Origin of the sequence: Salinispora pacifica CNR114 (genome assembly GCF_000514775.1) — a bacterium.
GTDB classification, from domain to species: domain Bacteria; phylum Actinomycetota; class Actinomycetes; order Mycobacteriales; family Micromonosporaceae; genus Micromonospora; species Micromonospora pacifica.
In genome coordinates, this window is record NZ_AZWO01000012.1 from 41,897 (window position 1) to 63,692 (window position 21,796).

A 21,796-nucleotide genomic window follows, 5' to 3' on the forward strand; every position below is an offset into this window, starting at 1 on the left:
CGACCCAGCAAGATAGGGGGGTTGTGTCCCAGCCCCCCTCGAAATCCCCGGTGGCTCTTCAGTGACTCAGATCCCGACGTGGAGCGGCGGACCTGTCAGTCCTCCCAGCGACCGCGCAACACCCAACACCATCATTGGCGGGCGCTACTCACTGCGCTCGGCGGTGGGCAATGGCGGCATGGGCACGGTTTGGCGTGCCGCAGACACTCTCCTGCGCCGAGACGTGGCCGTCAAGGAGGTCGTCCTACCCCAGGGGCTGGCCCCCTCCGACCGCGACGCGATGTACGAACGAACCCTGCGCGAGGCCCGTGCCGCGGCAGCGATCCAGCACCCCGCCGTCGTCCAGGTTTACGACGTGGTCACCGAGGGTGGCCGACCGTGGATCGTGATGGAGCTGCTCGACTCCCGCAGCCTCGCGGACATGGTGATCGAAGACGGCCCGTTGGCCCAGCGGGTGGTAGCCAAGATCGGCGTCTCGCTGCTCGGCGCGCTGGAGGTGGCGCACGCGATCGGCGTACTGCATCGCGATGTCAAGCCCGCCAACGTCCTGATCTGTTCGGACGGCCGCTGCGTGCTGACCGACTTCGGAGTGGCCCGGATGCCCACCGACGTGCAGCTCACCACGCCCGGCATGGTGCTCGGCTCCCCACACTTCATCTCCCCCGAACGGGCGATGGGCCAGGACTTCGGGCCGCCCAGCGACCTGTTCTCCCTCGGGGTGACCCTCTACACGGCCGTCGAGGGGCGCCCGCCCTTCGACAAGGGCGATCCGATCGAGACGATGCACTCGGTCGTCGAGGATCCGCCCGCCCCGCCCCGGCGCAGTGGCCCGCTGGTGCCCGTACTGATGGGGCTGCTGGAGAAGGACCCGGACCACCGGCTGCCGGTGCACACGGCCCGGGCCATGCTCCGCGAGCTGCTCGCCGGCCCGCTGACCAGCAACGCGACTGCGGTGAACTCGGTGACCGACCCGTACTCGGTGGTGCCGGTCCAGCAACAGCCAGCCGCGATCCCGCAGCCGGCCCAACCCGTCCAACCGGCTCAACCGACGCCGGCCCAACCGGCCCAACCGGCTCAACCGACGCCGGCCCAGCCGGCTCAACCGACGCCGGCCCAACCGGCCCAGCCGAAACCGAGCGGCACGATCGGCGGGCGAGCGATGCTCGCGGCCGGTGAGTCGCTCACCGACCGACTCGCCGCGCTGCGCCGGGGCGAGCGTCCCGCGGTGGAGTCCCGGGCCACCCCCGCGGCCCTGGAGGAAACCAGCGCCGACGCGCTCGCCGGTCCGGTGAACACACCGACCGGGGCGATGCCGGCGCCGAGTCGCACCTACGGCGGGGATGTCACCCAGCGCGTCGGCAGCTACCCGGCCCCGGCCGCTCCCCCGGCCGGGGCCCAGTGGTCCGTTCCGGGCACCGGTCAGGCGTGGACCAGCACATCGCAGTCACCGACACCAGCACCGGCGCCAAGCGGGGGCCTCCCCGGTCAGGCCCGGTTCGGCGGCAACCAACTCATACGCCGGGTGAAGAACTGGCCGGGCAGGGTCCAACTCGCCGTCGCGGGCGGGCTAGCCGTGGTGCTCCTGATCGGCATCTTCACCTTCACCGGCGGTGACGATCCGGAGCCGCCGGTCGCACCGCCGGCGGCCCCGCCGACGTCGGCCGCTCCCACCACCGAGCTTCCCGAACTGATGGAGTACTCGGCACGGGGGGTGCGGGTCCTGGTGCCGCAGGGGTGGGAGGAGAAGGTCGGCGGGCTGTACACCGACTACGTGGACCCAGAAGACCAGGGCCGCCGGGTCCGCGTCATCACCGAGAAGTGGAACAACACCTCGGCCCGCTGGGCGGAGATCGCCGAGGACGGGCTGCGGAGCAACTCCTCCTGCGCGGAGCCGTACCGTCAGATCGCCCTGGACGTCGGGGTCGAGCTGGCCGGCAAGCCGGCGGCCCAGCTTGAATACACCTGCGGCGAGGGCGCGGAGATGCGGCACGGCATCTGGCGTGGCGTCGCCCACGAGGGTCAGTCGTACTCGTTCTACCTGACCGCCAACGACGCCCGGTTCGAGGAGAGTCGACCGATCTTCGACGAGATGGTCAAATCTTTCCAGCTGACCGCGGCCAGCTGAGCCTGGGCGAGCTGACGCGGTGATCCGCCGACGTGCTATCAAGAGGCATGTCGGCGGATCACCACCACCTCAATGACCTTCGTGAGCAGGCCCAGCGTTGGCTCGACGACGATCCGGACCCGGCCGGCCGCGCCGAGCTCCAGGCGGTGCTCGACCGGCTTCCGGCCAGCGCCCCGGAGCTGGCCGACCGCTTCGCCGGCCCGCTGACCTTCGGCACCGCGGGCCTGCGCGGCCCGTTGCGTGCCGGCCCGAACGGAATGAACCTCGCGGTGGTCACCCAGGCCGCCGCCGGGCTGGTCGCCTGGCTGACCGCCCAGGGCGGCGTCGGTCCCCTGGTGATCGGGTACGACGCCCGAACCGGCTCCCGCGCCTTCGCGGAACGAACCGCGCAGGTCGCCACCGGCGCTGGCCGCCCGGCGCTGCTGCTCCCCCGCCCGCTGCCGACGCCGGTGCTGGCCCATGCGGTGCGGCAGCACGAGGCGGTCGCCGGAGTGATGGTGACCGCCAGCCACAACCCGCCCCAGGACAACGGCTACAAGGTCTACCTGGGCGCCCAGCTCGGTGGTGAACTGGGCGCGGGCGCGCAGATCGTGCCGCCGGCGGACGCCGAGATCGAGTCCGCCATCCGCGCGGTCGGCCCGCTGGCTGACGTACGGCTGGGCCCACCCGGGCAGCTCCTCGACGACACCCTGGTGGCGTCGTACGTGCAGCAGGCCGTCGCGGTGATCGCACCGGACGGGCCGCGTAACCTACAGGTGGCGTACACGCCGCTACACGGAGTCGGCGCGGAGGTGCTCACGGCGGCGTTCGCGGCGGCCGGTTTCCCCGCCCCGCAGCTCGTGCCGGACCAGGCTGAGCCGGACCCGAAGTTTCCCACGGTCGCCTTCCCCAACCCGGAGGAGCCCGGCGCCGTTGACCGGCTCACCGCCCTGGCCGACGCGACCGGCGCGGACCTCGCGATCGCCAACGACCCGGACGCGGACCGCTGCGCGGTGGTGATCCGCGAGCCGGCCGACGCGGGGCCGGACGGGGACGCTCCGGGCTGGCGAATGCTCCGCGGTGACGAGATGGGGGCACTCCTCGCCGACCACCTGATGCGCCGCGGCCGAACCGGCCTCTACGCGACCACCATCGTGTCGTCGGCGCTGCTGCGCGCGATGTGCACGGCCCGGGACCTGCCGTATGACGAGACCCTGACCGGGTTCAAGTGGATTGTCCGAGCCGGCGGGGGCTCCACCCCGCTGGTCTTCGGCTACGAGGAGGCGCTGGGCTACTGCGTCGCCCCCGACCATGTCCGGGACAAGGACGGCATCACCGCAGCGCTGACCATCGCCGAGCTCGCCGCTGGGCTCAAGGCGGAGGGGCGTAGCCTCGCCGACCGGCTGGACGAGTTGGCGGCCGAGTTCGGCGTGCACCACACCGACCAGCTCTCGGTCCGGGTGGACGACCTGCAGGTGATCACAGACGCGATGGCCCGGATCCGCGCCGCGACCCCGAGCACGCTGCTCGGAGAAGCGCTCATCGAATCCCGGGACCTACTCCCGACGGCCGATGTGGTGATCCTGCGCAGCGCCACCGCCCGGGTGGTGATCCGGCCGTCCGGCACCGAGCCAAAGCTCAAGGCGTACCTGGAGGTGGTGCAGCCGGTCGTGGCGGGTGACATCGCCACGGCCCGCCGCCACGCCGCCGCGGCCGTCGCCGAGTTGCGCACCGAAACCGCCGCCAGCTTGGGGGTGTAGCGGGTCCGGTACCGGGAGCGTGGGGCGGTCCGATCCGGGGCAGCGGGCTGATTGACAGCACGGCATACCCCGGACTCCACGCTGTCGAGCCTGCCCGCACAAACGGGCAGCCCACGCGGTGCGGCAGCGGCGCCCCAGGCCCACGCTCTGGCCGAGCGCCGCCGACCGCCGCCCGCACGAGCCCGAAGCCGCCGGAGCGGCCGCGCCGTGGACCAGTCGGTCAGAAGCGGGGCATGCCACCAAACTGCCGGTCACCGGCGTCGCCCAGGCCGGGGACGATGAACCGACGGTCGTTCAGGCCCTCGTCGACTGCCGCCGTGACCAGACGCAGGGGCAGGCCGGAGCGGTCCAGCCGGTCAATTCCGACCGGCGCGGCGAGCACGCAGAGCACAGTGATGTCGGTACACCCCCGATCGGCGAGAAGCCGGCAGCAGTGCTCCAACGAGCCCCCGGTGGCGAGCATCGGGTCGAGCACCAGCACCGGTAGTCCGGTGAGGTCGGGCGGGAGCGACTCCATATACGCGCGGGGCTCGAAGGTCTCCTCGTCCCGGGCCAGACCGACGAAGCCCATCGAAGACTCCGGCAGCAGGCCCAGCGCGGCGTCGGCCATGCCGAGGCCGGCCCGCAGCACCGGCACCAGTAGCGGCGGATTGGCGAGTCGGGTGCCCTGAGTGTCGGTCACCGGGGTTTGCACCGGGTAGCGCTCGACGGGGAAGGAGCGGGCCGCCTCGTACACCAGCATGGTGGTGAGTTCGTGCAGCGCGGCACGGAACGAGGCCGAGTCGGTCCGGGCATCGCGCATCGCGGTCAGCCGCGCCTGGGCGAGCGGGTGGTCAATGACGTGTACTTCCACGGTCGCTCAACCTACCCGCCCACGGTCCTGGGCACCCTCGGTGTGGCCGGAACGACGGTGCTGGCGGGCACCACCACCATGACCAAGATCACAGCCAGACGGCCGGGCGTAGACTCCGGTTCATGACGGCGACAGCGATGTCGGCCCGGCCGGACCTAACCGAGCTGGGACGATCCGAGACCGCGCTCCGGGGGTTCCTCCACGGCCTGCCCGGCGTGGACCAGGTCGGTGCCGAGCAGCGGGCGGCGCAGCTCGGCACCCGTTCGATCAAGGCCACGGCGAAGGCCTGGGCGATCGACCTGGCAATCCGGATGGTCGACCTGACCACCCTGGAGGGGGCCGACACCCCCGGCAAGGTTCGGGCCCTCGCCGCCAAGGCCCTGCGCCCCGACCCCGCCGACCCGTCCTGTCCGCACGTCGGCGCCGTCTGCGTCTACCCGTCGATGGTCCCGTACGTGGCCGAGGTACTGCGTGGGCCCGCCGGCGGGGCCGGATCGGCCGGCGCCGAAGCAGCACCAGCCGGAGCCGGCGTGGTACACCTGGCCAGCGTGGCGACCGCCTTCCCCGCCGGCCAGGCGCCGCTGGAGGTCAAGCTCGCCGACACCCGGGCAGCGGTCGCGGCCGGCGCCGACGAGATCGACATGGTGATCAACCGGAGCGCCTTCCTGACCGGCCGGTACCAGGAGGTCTACGACGAGGTCGTGGCCATCCGAGAGGCCTGCGGCCCGGCTCACCTCAAGGTGATCCTGGAAACCGGGGAACTCTCCACCTACGACAACGTCCGCCGCGCATCCTGGCTCGCGATGCTGGCCGGCGCGGACTTCATCAAGACCTCCACCGGCAAGGTCCCGGCGGCGGCCACCCCGCCGGTGACGCTGGTGATGCTGGAAGCGGTCCGGGACTTCCGTGCCGCGACCGGACGGCAGGTCGGCGTGAAGCCGGCCGGCGGTATCAAGACCACCAAAGACGCCATCAAGTACCTCGTGCTGGTCAACGAGACGGTCGGGGCGGACTGGCTGGACCCGGACTGGTTCCGGTTCGGCGCCTCCAGCCTCCTCAACGACCTGCTGATGCAGCGCACCAAGCTGACGACCGGCGACTACGCCGGTCCCGACTACTTCACCCGGGACTGAGCGCGATGTTCGAGTACGCCCCCGCCCCCGAGTCACGCTCGGTGGTACAGCTCCAGCCCGCGTACGGGCTCTTCGTCGGCGGCGAGTTCGTTGATCCGACCGACGGCGACAGCTTCACGTCGATCAACCCCGCCTCCGAGGAGGTCCTCGCCGAAATCGCCCTCGGCGGCGTCGGCGATGTCGACCGCGCGGTCCGCGCCGCGCGCACCGCGTACGACCGGGTCTGGGGTCCGATGCCGGGCCGGGACCGGGCCAAGTACCTGTTCCGGATCGCCCGCCTCATCCAGGAGCGGTCCCGCGAGTTGGCGGTGCTGGAGTCGCTGGACAACGGCAAACCGATCAGGGAGTCCCGGGACGTTGACCTTCCGCTGGTCGCCGCCCACTTCTTCTACCACGCCGGCTGGGCGGACAAGCTCGACCACGCGGGGTTCGGGCCCGGCCCCCGGCCGCTCGGGGTCGCCGCGCAGATCATCCCGTGGAACTTCCCCCTGCTCATGCTGGCGTGGAAGATCGCCCCGGCGCTGGCCACCGGCAACACCGTGGTACTCAAACCCGCGGAGACGACCTCGCTCACCGCGCTGCTCTTCGCCGAGATCTGCCAACAGGCCGACCTTCCCGCCGGGGTGGTGAACATCGTCACCGGCGCGGGTGAGACCGGCCGGGCTCTGGTCGAGCACCCCGACGTGGACAAGGTCGCCTTCACCGGCTCCACCGAGGTGGGCAAGGCCATCGCCCGCGCCGTCGCCGGCACCGACACGAAGCTAACCCTGGAGCTGGGCGGTAAGGCCGCCAACATCGTCTTCGACGACGCCCCGGTGGACCAGGCGGTGGAGGGCATCGTCAACGGCATCTTCTTCAACCAGGGGCACGTCTGCTGCGCTGGCTCCCGCCTGCTGCTGCAGGAGTCGGTCGCCGACGAGGTGCTGGCGTCGCTCAAGCGGCGGATGGCCCAGCTGCGCGTCGGTGACCCGCTGGACAAGAACACCGACATCGGGGCGATCAACTCGGCGGCGCAACTGGCCCGGATCAGCGAGCTCGCCGACGCCGGCACGGCCGAGGGCACCCAGCGCTGGTCGCCCCCGTGCGAGCTTCCCGACCGTGGCTTCTGGTTCGCGCCCACCATCTTCACCGGTGTCACCCAGGCCCACCGGATCGCCCGCGAGGAGATCTTCGGCCCGGTGCTGTCCGTGTTGACCTTCCGCACTCCGGCGGAGGCCGTCGAGAAGGCCAACAACACTCCGTACGGGCTCTCGGCCGGGGTGTGGACGGAGAAGGGCTCCCGAATGCTGTGGCTGGCCGACCGGCTCCGCGCCGGCGTGGTCTGGGCAAACACGTTCAACAAATTCGACCCCACCGCGCCGTTCGGCGGTTACCAGGAGTCGGGCTACGGTCGCGAGGGCGGCCGGCACGGGCTGGAGGCGTACCTGAATGTCTGAGCGGGTCGCGGTACGAAAGACGTACAAGCTCTACATCGGCGGGAAGTTCCCGCGCAGCGAGTCGGGACGGTCGTATCTCGTGCAGTCAGGTGAGAACAGCACAGCCAACGTGGCGCTCGCCTCACGCAAGGACGCCCGGGACGCGGTCGTGGCGGCCCGGGCCGCCGGCTCGGGTTGGGCCGGCGCGACCGCGTACAACCGTGGTCAGATCCTCTACCGCGTCGCCGAGATGCTGGAGGGCCGGCGCGAGCAGTTCGTGGCCCTGGGCATCCCCGGCGACGAGGTGGACGCCGCGACCGACCGGTGGGTCTGGTACGCCGGCTGGTCGGACAAGCTGCCCCAGGTGCGGGGCGGCGTGAACCCGGTCGCTGGCCCGTACCTCAACCTGTCGACGCCGGAGCCCACCGGGGTGGTGGCGGCGGTGGCCCCCGCGGCGCCGGCGCTACTCGGCCTGGTCAGTGTGATCGCCCCGGCGATCGTGAGCGGAAACACAGTGGTCGTGGCGGCCTCGCCCACCGACCCCCTCGCCGCGGTGACCCTGGCCGAGGTGCTGGCCACCTCGGATCTGCCCGCCGGGGTGGTCAACATCCTGACCGGTCGCATCGAGGAGACAGTCCCGTCCCTGGCGGGCCACCGGGATGTCAACGCCCTCGACCTGACCGGCGTGGCCGACGCCGAGTTGGCGACGAGTCTGGAGGTCAGGGCGGCGGAGAACCTCAAGCGGGTACTGCGCCCCGTCCCGCCCCACCACGACTGGTACGCCGATCCCGGCCTGGCCCGGATGACGGCACTGCTGGAGACGAAGACGGTCTGGCACCCCAAGGGCGGGTAGCCGCCGCTACTACGCCGGGTAGGATTGCCGGGTGACCCGGCTCGGCGAGCTCGAACGCGCAGCGATGGATGTGCTGTGGGATCTACTCCCCGGCAGAGCAGACGGACTGATGGTGCGGGAGGTCGCCGACGCCCTCGCCGGACGTGAGCTGGCCTACACCACCGTGCTGACCGTGCTGGACCGGCTCGCCGGCAAGGGCATGGTGCGGCGGGAACGCGAGGGGCGGGCCTGGCGGTACCGGGCTGCCGCGAGCCGAGAGGCGTACATCGCCCAACTGATGCTCGACGCGCTGGACCTCGGCGGTAGCCGAGACGCCGCCCTGGTGCGCTTCGCCCGGTCGGTGACCGGCACCGAGGCGGAGGTGCTGCGCGCCGCGCTGATCGCGTCCGGAGAGCCCAGCCCCCCGGCGGACCCGGTCACCCCGGCGGACCCGGTCACCCCGGCGGGCCCCGCCACCCCGGCGGACCCGGTCACACCGTCGGCCAAGACGCCGAAGCGCTAGGGCGGCGAGCATGACGTACGCGCTGCACTTCGGGCTCGCGGTGCTGGCCTGCTGGCTCACCGCGCAGGTGTTGGCCCGTTCGACCTGGACCTGGCGCAGCCCGCGGGTGGCCATTCTCTGCTGGCAGGCGGTCGGTCTGGCGGCGGGTCTGGCGGCGATGGGTCTCCCGATGGCCCTCGGCCTGGCCGGGTACGACCTGCCGACCGGCAGCGCGCTCTGGGCCCTCGCCGGGGAACTGCGGCGCGGCGCGTGGCCGGCCGGGGTAACCGCCCTCCAGTTCGGGCTCGTCGGTCTCGGCTGCGGAATCGGCGTGGTGCTGTTCACCACCACCCTCCGCAGCCTGCACAGCGCCGTCCGGGCCCAACGCCGCCACCGGGATCTGCTCACGCTGGTCGCCCGGCAGGATCCGACGGTGCCCGGCGCGCTGGTGCTCGACCATCCGAGTGCGGCCGCGTACTGCCTACCCGGAGTACGACCCCGGGTCGTGGTCAGTGCCGGCACCCTCGACCTGCTGGACCAGGCCGAGCTGGCGGCCGTGCTCACCCACGAGCGGGCTCACGCCCAAGAACGGCATGACCTCGTCCTGTTGCCGTTCACCGCGCTCCGCCGGGCGTTGCCCTGGCTCCGCTGGGTACGGGACGCACACGAGCGAGTCACCCTGCTGGTCGAGATGCGCGCCGATGACAAGGCTCGCGAGCGGCACGCCGAGGCGCCCCTGGCAGGTGCGCTGCGCCGGTTCGCCGCCGCTGGTGAGCGGCTGACTCCGGCCGGCACCCTGGGCCTCGGCGACCACGACCTCGAACTGCGGGTCCACCGGCTGCTGGAGTCGGGACGACCGCCCCGGCTGGTCGGCGCCGCGGCGCTGGCAGTGACGACCACTCTGGTCGCCCTACCGGTCTCGCTGTTCCTGAGCTGATGGCCGCGGCATCACCGGAGTCCGGCCCGACTAGGCTCTACGCAATGTGCTGGTGGGAGTTCCGGGGACGGACCGAGGGTAGGGCACCGGGACAGCGGTGAACCGTCGTCCCTTTGATCCACGTCTGCTGCGACGGGTCCCCGCGGCCCGGCGCGACCTCGCCGTACTCGCGCTTCTCGGCGTACTCGCCGCGGGCCTGGTGCTGGCGCAGGCGACCGCGCTCGCCGCCCTGCTCGCCACCGCCTTCGACGGAGAGCTCAACCGGCCCGCGTTGGCCGGCTTCGTCGCCGCGATCAGCGCCCGGTCGCTGCTGGTGTGGGCGCAGGGAACGGTGTCGGCCCGGGTCGCCGCGACGGTCAAGGCAGCGCTGCGGGCCGAGCTGCTCGCCGCGGTCGGTCGGCACGGCCCGACCTGGGTCGCCGGGCAGCGGGCCGGACAGCTGGCAACGCTGGCCGGGCGCGGGCTGGACGCGCTGGACGCCTACTTCACCGGGTACCTGCCGCAGCTCGTACTCAGCGTCACCGTGCCGATCGCCGTACTCGCCCGGATCTTCGTCGCCGACTGGAGCTCCGCCCTCATCATCGCGGTCACCCTCCCCCTCATTCCGATCTTCGGCGCGCTGCTCGGCTGGCAGGCACAGGCGGCGACGGAACGTCAGTGGCGGCGGCTGGCGCTGCTCGGCGGGCACTTCCTGGACATGATCGCCGGGCTCCCGACGCTACGGACGTTCGGCCGGGCCCGGGCCCAGACCGAGGTGGTCCGCCGGATGGCCGACGGGCACCGGGTGGCGACCATGCGGACGCTGCGTATCGCGTTCCTCTCCGCGCTGGTGCTGGAGCTGGTCGCCACCCTCTCCGTCGCGCTGGTCGCGGTGCCGGTCGGGGTCCGGCTACTCGGCGGCGGGCTGACCCTGCAGACCGCGCTGCTGGTGCTGCTCCTCACCCCCGAGGCGTACCTGCCGCTGCGGACTGCCGGCAGTCGCTTCCACGCCAGCATGGAGGGGCTCACCGCGCTGGACGAGGCGCTCACCCTCTCCGCCGGGGCGCCCGAGGCCGGCACCGGGACGGACCGGGCCGAGCCGAACGGCCGGGGCGTGATCCGGTTCGAGGGAGTCACCGTCGCCTACGACCGGACCACGGCGCTGCGCGATGTCACGCTGACCATCCAGCCCGGCGAACGGATCGCGGTGGTCGGGCCGAGCGGCGCCGGCAAGAGCACCCTGCTGAACCTGCTGCTCGGATTTGTTCGGCCCACCTCCGGCCGGATCACCGTGGACGGCGTGGACCTGGCCCGGGCCGACCTGGACGCCTGGCGCCGCAACCTCGCCTGGGTGCCGCAGCGGGCCCATCTCTTCGCCGCCTCACTGGCGGACAACATCCGTCTCGGCTCCCCCGACACGCCCGACGCCGCGCTGGCCGACGCCGTGCGCGACGCGGCGCTGACCGAGGTCGTCGCCGCGCTCCCGGACGGGCTGGCCACCCGCCTCGGTGAGCGGGGGCACGGCCTCTCCAGCGGTCAACGACAACGGGTCGCGCTAGCCCGCGCCTTCCTCCGGGACGCCCCGGTGGTGCTCCTCGACGAGCCAACCGCCCGCCTGGACTCGGGGAGCGAGTCAGCCGTCCTCAAGGCCACCCGCGCGCTGGTGGCCGGCCGCACGGCGCTGCTGGTGGCCCACCGTCCCGCGCTGCTGGCCGACGCGGACCGCGTGCTGCGGGTCGCCGACGGACGCGTTACCGAGCTCACCCCGACCCCCGCCGGGAGGACGACCTGATGCGTGTCTCCGACCGGACCGGTCACCCAGGTACTCCCCCGGCCGACGGCGCCCAGGGCGACACGGCGCCGCTGTCCACCGGCCGTGCCGGCGCGCCGGAGCGGGTGGTGCTGCGGCTGGCCCGCCCCTACCTGAACCGGCTCCTCGGGGCGGGCCTGCTCGCCGCCGCCACCGAATTCGCCGCGCTGGCCCTGATGTCCACCGCGACGTGGCTGCTGATGAGCGCCGCCGGCCGCCCGCCGCTGGACCGGTTGACGGTGGCGATCGTCGCCGTCCGTGCGCTCGCCATCGGGCGCGGCGTGCTCCGCTACACCGAGCGCCTGGCCGGGCACGACGCGGTGCTGCGGCTGGTCACCGATGTCCGTACCCGGGTCTTCGCCGCCCTGGCGTCCCGGCGGGACAGCGCCGGGCAGCGCTCCGGTGACGCCCTGAGCCGGCTGGTGTCCGACGTCGAAGCCGTCCAGGACCTGCTGCTACGGGTCCTTGTTCCGGCTACGGCAGCGGGGCTGGTAGGCGTGGTGGCCGTCGCCGCTACCGCGTTCGTCTCACCGGCCGCCGCCGGAGCGCTCGCGGTTGGACTGCTACTTGCGGGGGTCGCGCTACCGGCGCTGGCCATTGTGCTGACCCGACGCGCCGCCGCCGAGCTGGCGCCGTTACGCGGCGCCCTGGCCACCGACGCCGTTGACCTGACCCACGGCGCTGCCGACCTCGCCGCCTTCGGGGCCACCGATCGGGCCCGGGGCGCGGCTACCGGCCGGATCCGGCGGCTGGCCCGAATCGAACGGCGGCTGGCCGCGGCCGGCTTCGCGGTGGACGCGCTGGGAGTTTTGGTGGCCGGGCTGACCGCCGGGGCGGTGCTGCTGGTGGCCCTGGCCGACGGCGTAGCCGGGGTGCTGGTCGGCGTCCTCGCCGTCGGCACGTTGGTCGCCGTCGAGGTCGCGCTCGCCCTCGTCGGCGCCGCCCGGCAATGGACCGGCCTCCGCGCCGGCCTCACCCGGATCGCCGCGCTGCTTCGGGAGGCGCCGGCGGTATCCGCGGCCACTCCCGCGGTGAGCCCCGCCCCCACCGCCGCGGAGATCCGGGTCAGCGATGTCACCGTCCGGTACCGCGGCGAGGGGCCGCCCGCCCTCGACCGGTTCCGCCTGGACCTACCCCCCGGTCGACGGGTCGCCGTGGTGGGGCCGAGCGGCGCCGGCAAGAGCACGCTCGCCGCCCTCCTGACCGGCACTGTACGGCCGACCACCGGACGGGTCGTCCTGGCCGGACAGGAGCTCTCCGCCTACCCGACAGAGCTCCTCCCCCGCTTTGTCGGGGGCCTACTCGCCGAGGCGTACGTCTTCCACGCCACGGTCCGGGAGAACCTGTTGCTCGGTCGCCCCGGGGCGACCGAGGAGGACCTCGCCGCGGCGGCCGCCACCGCTGGGTTGGCAGGTTGGGTACGAGAACAGCCCGACGGCTGGGACACGGTGGTGGGGGAGGAGGGCGGGCAACTCTCCGGCGGCCAGCGGCAGCGTCTCGCGCTGGCCCGGGCGCTCCTCGCCGAGCCGGCGGTGCTGGTGCTCGACGAGCCGACCGAAGGGCTCGACCCGATGGCCGCGGACGACGTACTGGCCTCCGTGCTGGCCGCCACCCCGGCCCAACGCTCCGTGCTGCTGATCAGTCATCGGCTGCACGGCCTCGACGCGGTGGACGAGATCCTGGTGCTCGAGGCTGGTCGGGTGGTTCAGCGCGGCCAGCACGACGACCTGGTCGCCATCCCCGGCTGGTACCGGGATCAGTGGCAGCTCCAGGAGGCTGCCGAGCGCGGCTACCTCGCTCTTGGCCCACTGCCCTGACCGGGCTGGGCCGAGGGCCGGGGCTACCCGCCCCGCCGGCCACCGCCCCGCCGGCCACCGCCCCGCGAAACGTCTCCGCCCGCTCGCACGTCCGCAATTCCCATTCTCCGCCGGGGTACCGACACCACAGTCCGGCGCCGCCCACTAGGGTATGTGCGCGTAGTCACCCGCCGGGCGACCGGGTGGGTGGGTAATCCGAAGCACACGGAGGTCAGCGTGGCCCGCCAGTCGCCTCAACGACCCGATTCCGACGAGCCCGAAGTCGACGACTCGGCTGCCTCCGGCACCGCTGCCGAGTCGGATGAGGTTGACCGCGCGCTCTGGGCGGAGCTGCGGATCGACCCGGTGGAGATCGCGCTACCGGCCGGCACCGGTTACACGCTGCGCGCCTACCGTCCGGCTCGGGAGCTGACCCCGACCGATGTCGAGGAGCGCGACCAGGACGACCCCTTCCTCGCCCGGCGACAGGTGGTGGCCGAAGAGGACGACGACGAGGTCGTCATCCTCGACGAGGAGGTCGCCCAGGAGTTCGCGGAGAGCGACCGGGAGGAGCGCAACGCCCGCGAGGACTCCGGGGACGATGCGGAGGCCTCCTCGACCGAGTCCACCGACGACGCGGGCGATGAGGAGGTGCCGGTCTTCCTCAGTCACAAGGGTCGGCTGTTGCTCTTCAAGACGACCGAATCCCTGGTCAGCTTCGTGCGCTCCGGCGCTCCCAATGATCTGTCCCAGCTGGACAGTTGGGGCGAGCTGTCCGAGCGGGTGGAGCCGAGCGATGTCACACCGCTCGACGAGGACACCTACGAGCTCGACCTGGTCGTGGAGAACCTGCGTGGCGGGCACGACGCCTGGGACTCAGCGCTACTCATCGAGGCCGGCGAGGTCGCCCGTGACCTCTCGTACGCGCTGCGGGTGCCCGCCGTGCTGGACATGCTCTCCGCTGGCTCCAGCCTCGACGACCTGGACGAGGCGTTGCGGGCGGCTGCCAGCGGGGGAATTGGCGGATTTCGCGGCCGGCGCCGGCTCAAGAAGATCGGGGCACAAACCGCAAGCCTGGGTTGGCGCACCATTGTCGGCAAGATCTCTGCCGTTGTGGACTGGCGCGACTGACCCGCACCAGGGAGCATCATTCTCTGGCAGAGAAGACCTGTGTCCCGGGAGGAGGACGACGCCGTGGCGCTCGTGCGCGTGTACTGCGGTCTGGCCTCGGCGGATCCGGCTGAGCGGCCGGCCTCGGTCAGTTCGACGCTGACATCCGCCGTAGTTGACGACGCTGGTCGTCTGCTGCACATCCGCGAGATCAGCGATGACCCCGCCGGCTACGCCCAGTTGGTCACACTGCTCGTGGAACGATCGGGCGGACCCAGCGGCGCGGCGATCGCCGCCGACAACGATGACCACACCGTCACCTCCCTCGTCACCGCCGCTGGTCGTCCGCTGGCAGTCGCGGACGACGACTCGGTGGACGACTTCGCCGAGCGGTTCGCCGACGACGACTCCCCGGAGGAGGTGCAGGCACCGCCGGTGCAGCGACGGGCCATCGGCCTCGCCCGCGCCCTACAAGCCGGTGCGCTCTCCGCCGTCGCGCTGCCCGCTCCTCGGGACCTGGCCGGCTACCAGCCGGTCCTCGCCGCGCACGCCGCGCTCGCCAGCGGCCGGCATTCGGCCGCGGTCGCGCTGCGAGAAGTGCTACGGGAGCTCTTCCCGGCGGCCCTACAGGCCTACCCTGATCCCGCCGAGCCGGTTGCGCTGGCGGTGCTCGACGCCCTCCCCGAGCCCGGGATGCTGGCCAGCGCGGAGCCCGACGAACCGGCCGACCCGGTCCTCGCGGGCCTCGCCGCCGCGGGCGTCGCCACACCTGAAATGATCGAGGCGGCGATCACCTCCCTCCGGGTCGCGGTCGCCGAGACCCCGCGCCGCGCCTCGGCCAGCCGAGCCCTCACCGCAGCGGTCTCCACAACCGTCCGGCATGCCGTCGCCGCGGTCCGGGCCTGCGATGTCGGCTGCGAGGCGCTGGTCGGTGTGCTCCACGACCGGGCGGGCACTCCCGCGCCGGGCCGCCGGTCTACCGCCCGACGCGGGGCGCCGAGCCACGAGCCAGCGTCCGCCGGCGCCACCCTGCCCAACCGGCTGGACAACGCCCGCCGGCCCCAGCCAGAGCCGGCGCCGGGCCAGACCGCCCCGCCGTCCCCGCGCCCGCTCGGCCCCCCACCGGTCGCACCGCTGCCGGTCGCACCCCCACCGGTGGCCCCGGAGCCGATTACCCCCATGGCCGTGGCCGGTCCGCCGGCCGCGGTGGAACCGACTCAACCGGAGGCGACGCCAAGCCCCATTGACGGCCCGACAAACCGCCCCATCTCGTCGGCCGCCAACGCCCCGGCCCCGCCGTCGCAGCGCGGCTCGAGCTCACCGGCGGAGGCGGGTGAGCCGTTCCGGGCGACGTTGACCACCGCGGCGATCCAGAATGCCCGCGCTGAGCGGCAGCGCACGGTCATCCCGCCGCGACCCAACCCGGAATCCGAGCCGGCGACACCGAGCAGCGGGTTCAGCGTGACCGACCCCAGCGTGCCGGTGCCGAACCCACGTCCCGGCCGGGAGCCCGCTCCCCCGGGCTCGCGGGCGAACTGGCCGCTTGTCAACAACCCGGACCCGGCGGAGGGTTCCGCGCGCAACCCTACGGCCGACTCGTATGGCGGGCATGGGGTGGACGCTCCGACTGACCCAGGTGCGGAGAATCGAGTGCCACCACCGTGGTTGGCCGACGACATGCCGCAGGAGCCGCCGGTGCTGCGCTTGGTCGAACCGCCACCGCTGGCCGACCGCGCGCTACTCGAAGGGGTTGACCAACAGCTCGACACGCCGCCGCTCCGCCTCGTTGATCGGGATGGACCCCGCGGTCACCAGCCCACCGAGCGGCCCAGCGGGCAGCAGTTGCCGCCGGCGGAGCACCGTCCACCACCGGTCGCCGATGACGGGGACGGGGACGGGGACCTGCTCATCTTCGCCCAGGCGAAGTCGGCTTGGTTCGTCGGTCAGAGCGAAGACGACGAGGTGAACTGGTCGTCGCTGAACGACACCGGTTGGCAGGCGGCCGAACAGGCGGCGGAGCAGGCGGCGAAACCGAAGGCCGCCACCGAGACAGCCGCCGGTCTTCCAGTCCGGGTGCCACAGGCCAACCTGGTCCCCGGTTCACCGAAGCGGGACGATCGGCCACTGCGGATCGTTCGGGACGCGGCCAGCCTCGCCGAGAACACCACCGGCTACTTCCGCGGTTGGCGTCGCGGTCAGGAGATCGGAGGGTTCGCGGTGGGTGGCCGTCCAGGGCGCGAAGCCGCTGGTGGCTGGGACTTCACCCGGGACACCAATGACCGCGACGAAGAAGAAAAGTACGAGTACCGCTCGGTTGGATACCGGTCCTGACTTCCGGGGCCCGGCCTCAATCAGCACCAACTGGATCGCGAACAGCCCTCGGTGGTTGCCGGGGGCTGTTCGATGTCCTTGGTCAGAACGGCTTAGGTTTCCGGCGACGGCCTTGCCGTCGCCGGAAACCGGCACATCAGTCAGGCCCGGGCGACAGCCCGGGACCGACGCATGGTGAGCACGTACTCGACAAGCGAGATCAGCACGTGTTTGGTGGACTCCCGGTTACGGGCGTCACACGCCACCACCGGCACGTGGCTGGAGATTGCCAGCGCGTCCCGGACCTCCTGCGGGTTGTGGTACTGCAACCCATCGAAGCAGTTGATGGCCACCAGGTAGGGCAGCTGCCGGTGCTCGAAGAAGTCAATCGCCGCGAAACAGTCAGCGAGCCGACGGGTGTCGACCAGGACAACCGCACCGATGGCGCCACGAACCAGTTCGTCCCACATGAACCAGAACCGCGTCTGACCGGGCGTACCGAACAGGTACAGAATCAGGTCTCGGTCGATCGTGATTCGACCAAAATCCATGGCCACCGTGGTCGTCGACTTCCCCGGCACCTGCCGATTGTCGTCAACGCCCACGCTCGCGGAGGTCATGATCGCCTCCGTGGTCAGCGGCGTGATCTCCGAGACCGAGCCGACCAACGTCGTCTTGCCGACGCCGAATCCACCAGCAATGACAATCTTCGCCGATGTCACGCGGCCGCTCGCGGTCGGCGGACGCGCCATGTCAGAGCCTGCGAAGTCCACTCAGCACCCTTTCCAGCAGTTCAGTGCCCACCACGTCGTCCGAGTCGTCCAGGATGGTCGGCTCATGGACGGCGACCAGGCCGTCTGTCGCCATGTCGGCGATGAGCACCCGGGCCACGCCGAGTGGAAGCTGCATCCGCGCCGCGATCTCGGCTAACGACTGCACACGTCCATCACAGAGCGCGGCGATGTACTGGTGCTCACGGCCGTGCCCGCCGTTGCCCGTGGCAACAGCTCGCCCGCGCACCGTCGTCTCGATGAGCGCTTCCATCGCGATATCGAGCCGGGGACGGGTGCGACCCCGGGTCACGGCGTACGGACGGACCAACGAGCCGGTCGGTTCGTCACGATCAGTCATCTCACCGCTCACCTCCTTCGCACCCGGGGCCGGCACAGGCCGACCCCTCCAGGTTGTCCCTGCCCGCCGACCACCCGGTCAGCGAAACATCAGCCCGGCATTCCCGCCGCCGCACGCGGCTGCGGGGTCAACGCATCCCCCACCCGGTCAACCAGGAGAGCCATCTCGTAACCGACCTGCCCGACGTCAGAGTTGCGGGCAGCGAGCACCGCGAACGACGAGCCATCCGAAATCGACATCAGGAAAAGGAAACCGTTGTCCATCTCCACCACGGTCTGGAGCACGGCACCGCCCTCGAAGCAGCGGGCTGCACCCTGGGTAAGGCTAACCAGTCCGGATGCGATGGCAGCCAACTGGTCGGCCCGGTCCCGCGGAAGGTCCCGTGAGGCCGCGAGGAGCAGGCCGTCCGCCGACACGGCGACCGCATGCGCGACTCCCGGCACCCGGTCGGCGAAGTTGGCGAGCAGCCAGCCGAGATCCTGCGTAGTAGTCATCCTTCTTGCTCCTTCTGCCCGCTCCCAGCCATTGGGCCTGAGCCAGATTGCGAGGACTGCCCACCCGGACTACTCTCCGGGCTGGTCCGGTTGCTGTCCGAGGGATTCTTACGCCCTCGCTGAACCCCACGGTGATACGCGGAGAGCAGCCCTCGGACCGACTCGGGCGTTCGCCGCTGAACCGCTGCCGACGGCTTCTCCACCGCACCCGGTACCAGCTGCGCCATCGGCGTACGCTTCGGCAATCCAGTCGAGGTGGTCGCCGCCACCGGTACGTCGCTGGCCGCGGTAGCGGCCCGCCAACCGTCGTCGGCGGCGGTACTCCAACCCTCGCCGACTCTTCCCCGTGACGGGGTGAACGCGTCCGTGGGGAACGTGTTCCCGTTCGCGGCCGTGCCGTTCTGACCCGATGTACCACCGTTCGTCGGGCTTTCTGCCATTGGTGTGTTACCTGTCGTCGCTGGTGGTGTGTGCTGCTGTCGGTCCGCGTCTATCCTGGCGAACTGCTGGGTCGCGCCACCACTCTGCCCCGTGGCGCCGCTGCTCCCGACAGTGTCGGCGTTCTTGGCTGTCTCCTCGGAGCCGGGTCGACGGGTGCGGAACCAGGCTGACTCCAGCTCCCGGAAGATCGGGAGTTCCATCGTCGCGTCGGCAGGCGGCTGCTGGCTTTGCGGCGCGGCTGACGGCGGCGCGGCCGGCGGCTGCTGGTTCTGCGGCGCGGCTGGCCCCACCGGCGGTACGGCTGGTGGCGGCGCGGCCGGTGCCACCGGTGGGGGGCCCGGCACCGGAGCGGCTGGGCCGGCCGACGCGGGAGCAGTGGGGTATGCGGCGGGCGGGGAGCCGGCCGATCCTGCTACCCGAGGCAGCTCGGTGGTCAGGTCGGGTGCTGTGGGGACCTGTTCGGAGGCCGAGGCAGCGGTGCTGGGCACCGGTGGCCAAGCCGGTGGGACGGCGCTACTCGGGGCCGTGGTGGCCGGAGGCTGCGGCAACGGCGGCGCGTAGGGCTGGCCGGAGCTCGGCTGCCCGGAGATCGGCGGCGCGTAGGGCTGGCCGGAGCTCGGTTGCCCGGAGATCGGGGTAGCCGACACCGGCGACGCGGAGGTCGGCATGCCCGAGGTGGGTTGACCGGAATCCGGCCACCCGGAGTAGGGAGTCGACGGTGTGCCGTACGACTGGGCTTCTGGGCTACTCGGCAGCTGTCGCGGAATCCTCGGCTGCTGCCCGGTGACATCGGAACCACTCGGGGAACGCCGTTGCGGCAACGTGCTGTTCGGCTGCCCGTTCATGGGGTACGGGGCATGGGACTCGCCGCCGGTGACGGCGTTGGTCGCACCGGTGAGATCGGACCACGCCGGCATCGCCCGCGGCGAACCCGAAGGCGTGCCCGCACCGTTGCTGTGGGCCGGATCGAAGGGCCGGCCACCGAGCGTTACCTGGTTACCCGACTCACCCGGGCGGGGGCCAGCGATTGAGCCACTCGACGCGGGGAACGCGTCGAGTGACGCCGCCGGGCTGGTGTTCGGCGCTGGCGGCAGGCCGGGAGGCAGCTGCCGCCCGGCGCCGAGCGCCCGGGGCACCAGCACACCAGCCGGAAGGCTCACCTCCGCGACGGCTCCCCCATTGGTGCCGGCGCGCAGCTCCACCTTGACCCCGTGCCGGGACGCCAGCCGGGCAACCACGACCAAGCCCATCATCCGAGAAACCGCCACGTCCACCTGCGGCGGGGTGGCGAGCTTCTCGTTCAGCTCCCGCAGCTGTTCCGGGCTGATGCCGATGCCCCGGTCCTCCACGTAGAGGGAGGCGCGGTCGCCGGCCCGGCGGGCCTCCACGACAACCTGCGATTCGGGCGGCGAGAACGCGGTCGCGTTGTCGAACAGCTCGGCGACGAGGTGCACCAGGTCGTTGACGGCGGCGGCGACGACCTCGAGATCGCGGTCAATGACGCCGAACTCGATCCGCGTGTAGTGCTCCACCTCGGACTGGGCGGCCCGGAGCACGTCGATCAGGGCGGCCGGCTCCCGCTGTACGCGGGTGGAGTCGGCCGCGGCGAGGACCAGCAGGTTCTCGTCGTTGCGGCGCATCCGGGTGGCGAGGTGGTCGAGCTGGAACAGCTCGGCCAGCCGATCCGGATCCTCCTCGCCCCGTTCGAGTCGGTCGAGTTGACCGATAAGTCGGTCAACCAGAATCTGCGACCGGCGGGCCAGGTTCACGAACATGGTCGCCACGGAAGCCCGCAGGGCGGCCTGCTCCGCCGCGGTACGCACCGCCTCCAGGTGGACGGCGTTGAACGCCTCGGTCACCTGTCCGAACTCGTCCTTGCTGCGCACCGGCAGCGGCTCGGCGATCTGGTTGGCGAGTTGCACCGGAGTCTGCTGGCCGCCGGTGGCCTGCTTCTCCCGCAGTCGGGCGACGGCCTGCGGCAGCCCGTGCCGGGCGATCATGAAAGCGCCCTGCCGCAGCTCGCGCAGCGACCGCGCCATCGAGCGGGCGATCAGGTACGCGAAGAGGACGGCGAGCAGCAGCATGCTGAGCAGCACCCCGGTCTCCAGGAACACCTGCAGCCGCACGGCCGACCGGAGCTCGTCCGCGAGCTGGACGGCGTCTCTGTCGATCTTCGCCTCCACCTCCCGAACCAGGGCGGCGTATTCGGTCATCGCCTTGTCCCACTGGTCGGCTGTGAAGCCGACGCTCTCCAGGTTCCTGGCGTCGGAGAGGCCGCGCAGGTTGCTGTTGTAGGAGACCGCCTCGCGGGCGTCGGGACCGGCGACCGTTTGGTCGAACAGCTCCTGGTCGGCACGGTCAGCGACGGCGGCGAAGGTCTCCACCCACTGGCGCTGGCCGGTCCAGGTGGAGATGTAGGTGTTCCGTAGTTCGGGGGTGAGCTGCTGCCGGCCGAGGGCTACGTGAACCACGTCCCGCTGCTGGGACAGGTACTCCTTGTTTCGGGTGAGGGCGGTCGCGGCCCGCATCAGGTCGCTCAGCCCGGAGTCACCGGCCAACTGGGTGGCCGAGTCCCGCACGTTGATCAGGTCGGCGAGCAGGCTGTCGTACTGTTGCTGCGCCTGGGTGATGCTGAGCCGACCGTTGAGAACCTGGCTTCGCGTTCCGGGCAGGTCGGTGAGGGTCTGGTCGATGAAGCGGAGCTGGTTCTCCAGCGTGTCGGGCAGGCCCGTAACCTCGCCCCGCCGCTCGGCGTACGGTTCCTTCGCCTGGTCAACCCGGGCGGAAGCCGCATCGTACGCGGCGCGGCGCTCCTCCTGCTCCGCCGCCCGATCTTCGCCAAGCAGCCGGACCGCTTCCGTCCGCTCGGCCTGTAGTTGGCCGACCAGGTCACCCGAGTAGGCGACCAGGCTGGCGAGGTCGCCGGATCGATTGGCGTTGTTGAGTGTCTGCAGGTGGTCAACGATGCCACTGGTACCCACGACGACCGTTGCAACGGTCGGCACGATCAAGATGAGACCGAGCTTGGACCAGATCGGCAGGTCGCGAAGCCGACCAGCAGGCCGGCGCAGACGCGACAGCGAAGAGTCTGCCGTCTTCGGTCGTTTGCTCACGTCACCGCCCTCGCGATTGCAGCCCTCGTGTTGCCCTCGGGCAACGCCCGGCGACCGACCCATTGGGTCGGACCAT

Annotated in this window: 16 protein-coding genes; 11 read left to right on the forward strand and 5 right to left on the reverse strand. The window is 71.8% G+C overall.

Going from position 1 to position 21,796, the window contains the following annotated elements; genetic code table 11:
- Positions 1–61: 61 nt before the first annotated feature.
- Both B118_RS0108760 and B118_RS0108765 read left to right on the forward strand, forming a co-directional pair.
- Complete coding sequence (locus B118_RS0108760) at positions 62–2,125, forward strand: serine/threonine-protein kinase (RefSeq protein WP_028192651.1); 2,064 nt, start codon at positions 62–64, stop codon at positions 2,123–2,125.
- A 47-nt stretch (positions 2,126–2,172) separates the two neighbouring features.
- On the forward strand, positions 2,173–3,864 hold the full coding sequence (locus B118_RS0108765; protein WP_027657960.1) for a phospho-sugar mutase: 1,692 nt from the start codon (positions 2,173–2,175) through the stop codon (positions 3,862–3,864).
- Between the two features lie 220 nt (positions 3,865–4,084).
- Here B118_RS0108765 and upp read toward each other — a convergent pair whose 3' ends face one another.
- Positions 4,085–4,717, reverse strand: a complete 633-nt coding sequence (gene upp / locus B118_RS0108770) for a uracil phosphoribosyltransferase (RefSeq protein WP_018221174.1) — start codon at positions 4,715–4,717, stop codon at positions 4,085–4,087.
- 122 nt (positions 4,718–4,839) lie between these two features.
- Between upp and deoC the strand changes: the two genes are divergently transcribed.
- The 9 genes from deoC (at position 4,840) to B118_RS0108815 (ending at position 16,562) form a co-directional block, all read left to right on the forward strand.
- Complete coding sequence (deoC, locus tag B118_RS0108775) at positions 4,840–5,850, forward strand: deoxyribose-phosphate aldolase (RefSeq protein ID WP_028192652.1); 1,011 nt, start codon at positions 4,840–4,842, stop codon at positions 5,848–5,850.
- Between the two features lie 5 nt (positions 5,851–5,855).
- Entirely contained in the window at positions 5,856–7,286 is a 1,431-nt protein-coding gene (locus B118_RS0108780) for an aldehyde dehydrogenase family protein (protein WP_028192653.1), read from the forward strand.
- Entirely contained in the window at positions 7,279–8,118 is an 840-nt protein-coding gene (locus B118_RS0108785) for an aldehyde dehydrogenase family protein (RefSeq protein ID WP_018811407.1), read from the forward strand. The genes B118_RS0108780 and B118_RS0108785 overlap by 8 nt, the downstream gene beginning before the upstream one ends.
- Before the next feature lie 31 nt (positions 8,119–8,149).
- On the forward strand, positions 8,150–8,620 hold the full coding sequence (locus B118_RS0108790; protein WP_028192654.1) for a BlaI/MecI/CopY family transcriptional regulator: 471 nt from the start codon (positions 8,150–8,152) through the stop codon (positions 8,618–8,620).
- 10 nt (positions 8,621–8,630) lie between these two features.
- Positions 8,631–9,536: a M56 family metallopeptidase gene (locus B118_RS0108795; RefSeq protein WP_018811409.1), complete on the forward strand. Its 906-nt coding sequence runs from the start codon at positions 8,631–8,633 to the stop codon at positions 9,534–9,536.
- 97 nt (positions 9,537–9,633) lie between these two features.
- On the forward strand, positions 9,634–11,307 hold the full coding sequence (gene cydD / locus B118_RS0108800) for a thiol reductant ABC exporter subunit CydD (RefSeq protein WP_018811410.1): 1,674 nt from the start codon (positions 9,634–9,636) through the stop codon (positions 11,305–11,307).
- Positions 11,307–13,142, forward strand: a complete 1,836-nt coding sequence (cydC, locus tag B118_RS0108805) for a thiol reductant ABC exporter subunit CydC (protein ID WP_018811411.1) — start codon at positions 11,307–11,309, stop codon at positions 13,140–13,142. The genes cydD and cydC overlap by 1 nt, the downstream gene beginning before the upstream one ends.
- Before the next feature lie 186 nt (positions 13,143–13,328).
- Entirely contained in the window at positions 13,329–14,252 is a 924-nt protein-coding gene (locus tag B118_RS0108810; RefSeq protein ID WP_026185424.1) for a hypothetical protein, read from the forward strand.
- Between the two features lie 39 nt (positions 14,253–14,291).
- On the forward strand, positions 14,292–16,562 hold the full coding sequence (locus tag B118_RS0108815) for a hypothetical protein (RefSeq protein ID WP_018811412.1): 2,271 nt from the start codon (positions 14,292–14,294) through the stop codon (positions 16,560–16,562).
- Between the two features lie 140 nt (positions 16,563–16,702).
- Here B118_RS0108815 and B118_RS0108820 read toward each other — a convergent pair whose 3' ends face one another.
- From B118_RS0108820 to B118_RS0108835, 4 genes are all read right to left on the reverse strand, one after another.
- Complete coding sequence (locus B118_RS0108820; protein ID WP_018221184.1) at positions 16,703–17,293, reverse strand: GTP-binding protein; 591 nt, start codon at positions 17,291–17,293, stop codon at positions 16,703–16,705.
- Between the two features lies 1 nt (position 17,294).
- Positions 17,295–17,672 carry a DUF742 domain-containing protein gene (locus tag B118_RS0108825; protein ID WP_026185425.1) on the reverse strand — a complete coding sequence of 126 codons (378 nt, stop codon included), beginning with the start codon at positions 17,670–17,672 and terminating at the stop codon, positions 17,295–17,297.
- Between the two features lie 89 nt (positions 17,673–17,761).
- Positions 17,762–18,166 carry a roadblock/LC7 domain-containing protein gene (locus B118_RS0108830; protein WP_011904728.1) on the reverse strand — a complete coding sequence of 135 codons (405 nt, stop codon included), beginning with the start codon at positions 18,164–18,166 and terminating at the stop codon, positions 17,762–17,764.
- Positions 18,163–21,720 carry a sensor histidine kinase gene (locus B118_RS0108835; protein ID WP_026270700.1) on the reverse strand — a complete coding sequence of 1,186 codons (3,558 nt, stop codon included), beginning with the start codon at positions 21,718–21,720 and terminating at the stop codon, positions 18,163–18,165. The genes B118_RS0108830 and B118_RS0108835 overlap by 4 nt, the downstream gene beginning before the upstream one ends.
- Positions 21,721–21,796 lie beyond the last annotated feature (76 nt).